Below are 1,724 nucleotides of genomic sequence, written 5' to 3'. Positions count from 1 at the left end.
GAAATGCGCGAATTCAAGGGCGAAATGCGCGAATTCAAGGGCGAAATGCGCGAATTCAAGGGCGAAATGCGCGGCGAAATGCGTGACTTTCAAAAGGAGGTCCGCTCAGAGTTCCGCGATGTCCGCCATCAGGCGCGCACGGATTTCCGTCTCCTCTTCGGCGCAATCATCAGCCTGGCCGTGGGTATGGCGGCTCTAATGGCTAAAGGCTTTCACTGGGTTTAAGACTCTATTGCACGTTTGTGCACGTTTACGTACATTGATGCGCATTCCTCGTCCCCGGCAGCCGCATGAATCCCGTACGCGCCACCCGTTTGATCTTTCTCCTCTCCGGCATAGGCATGGCCAGTTGGGCACCGATGGTGCCTTACGCCAAGGCCCGCCTTGCCCTCGACGACGCCACCCTGGGCCTCGTGCTGCTGTGCATGGGCTTTGGTGCGGTCATCGCCATGCCTATCGCGGGTTTCCTGAGTCATCGGTTCGGCCACCGCTACGTGATCGGCGTGAGCGGCCTTCTGGTCTGCGTGGCGTTGCCCTTGCTGACCCTCGCCCCGAGCGTCTGGTGGCTGGGCGCAGCCTTACTGTTCTTTGGTGGGTCGATCGGCGTCGTCGACGTGGCGATGAATGCTCACGCGGTGGATGTCGAGAAGCAGCAGGGGAGGCCGATGATGTCCGGTTTCCACGGCCTGTTCAGCGTCGGCGGCCTCGCAGGCTCCGCGGGCATGGCGGCCCTGTTGCATGCCGGCTCACCCCTGACGGGTAGTGCGATCGCGGTATCGATCCTGTTGCTGGTCATCGTTGCCACGCAGTGGCGGCACTTCCTCATCCGCCACGACGACGGTTCTGGTGAACCGCATGCTCGTTTCCGTCTGCCTGGCGGTGCGGTGTTTCTTCTCGGCTTCCTCTGCATGGTCGTGTTCCTTGCCGAGGGTGCCATGCTCGACTGGAGCGCCGTATTCCTGCGTTTCTCACGCGGCTTCGATCCGTCCGTGGCCGGTCTGGGCTACGCCGCGTTCTCGATCGCCATGGCTGTGGGCCGGCTGCTCGGCGACCGCATCACCGCTGCACTTGGTCCGGCCAACATCGTTCGCATCGGTAGCCTGATCGCCGCCGCCGGCTTCTTCCTCGCTACGACGCTGCCGTGGGGGCCGGCGGCGCTACTCGGTTTTGCTCTGGTCGGCATCGGTGCCTCGAACATCGTGCCCGTGCTGTTCAGTGCCGCTGGCCGGATGCCCCGCACCTCGCCCGCCATCGCCATCGCCACGGTTACCTCGCTGGGCTACGCCGGAATGCTTGCCGGGCCGGCCGTCATCGGTTTCGTCGCCAAGGCCAGCACGCTATCGATCGCCCTGGGCGGCGTCGCGTCCCTGCTCGTCGTGGTATCCCTTTGCGCGTCCATCGCGCGCCGCTGATCCAAGGAGTCTTCCATGCATTCCAAACGCAATGTGGTCATCTTCGATTTCGGCGGGGTACTTGTCGACTGGAATCCCCGCTACCTCTACAGCAAGCTGTTCGGCGACGATGAAGCCGGGATGGAGCGTTTCCTCGCCGAAGTGACCACGCCTGAGTGGAACCTGCAGCAGGATGCGGGACGCCCGTGGGAGGAAGCCGTGCGTTTGTTGACCGCGGAACATCCGACCCAGGCCGATCTGATCGCGGCCTACCAGCATCGTTGGGAAGAGACCCTGGGCGGTCCCATCGAGAGACCCTGGGCGGTCCCATCG

The 1,724-nt window shown here is 63.5% G+C and carries 3 protein-coding genes; all 3 read left to right on the top strand.

The annotated features are described in order from the left end of the window. Positions 1-225, top strand: a 225-nt coding sequence (locus AC1DSN_RS22170; protein ID WP_477332945.1) for a hypothetical protein, incomplete at its 5' end; no start/stop codon positions are given. Positions 226-290: 65 nt separating this feature from the next. After that, positions 291-1,412, top strand: coding sequence for an MFS transporter (locus AC1DSN_RS22165; protein ID WP_477298031.1), 1,122 nt, complete (start codon positions 291-293; stop codon positions 1,410-1,412). 15 nt (positions 1,413-1,427) lie between these two features. Continuing rightward, a partial coding sequence (locus AC1DSN_RS22160; RefSeq protein ID WP_477332943.1) for an HAD family hydrolase occupies positions 1,428-1,724 on the top strand: 297 nt, incomplete at its 3' end.

The sequence above is a fragment of the Luteibacter sp. P4_D7_3 genome (assembly GCF_056401735.1).
This window is presented reverse-complemented; position numbering and strand designations above follow the sequence as displayed.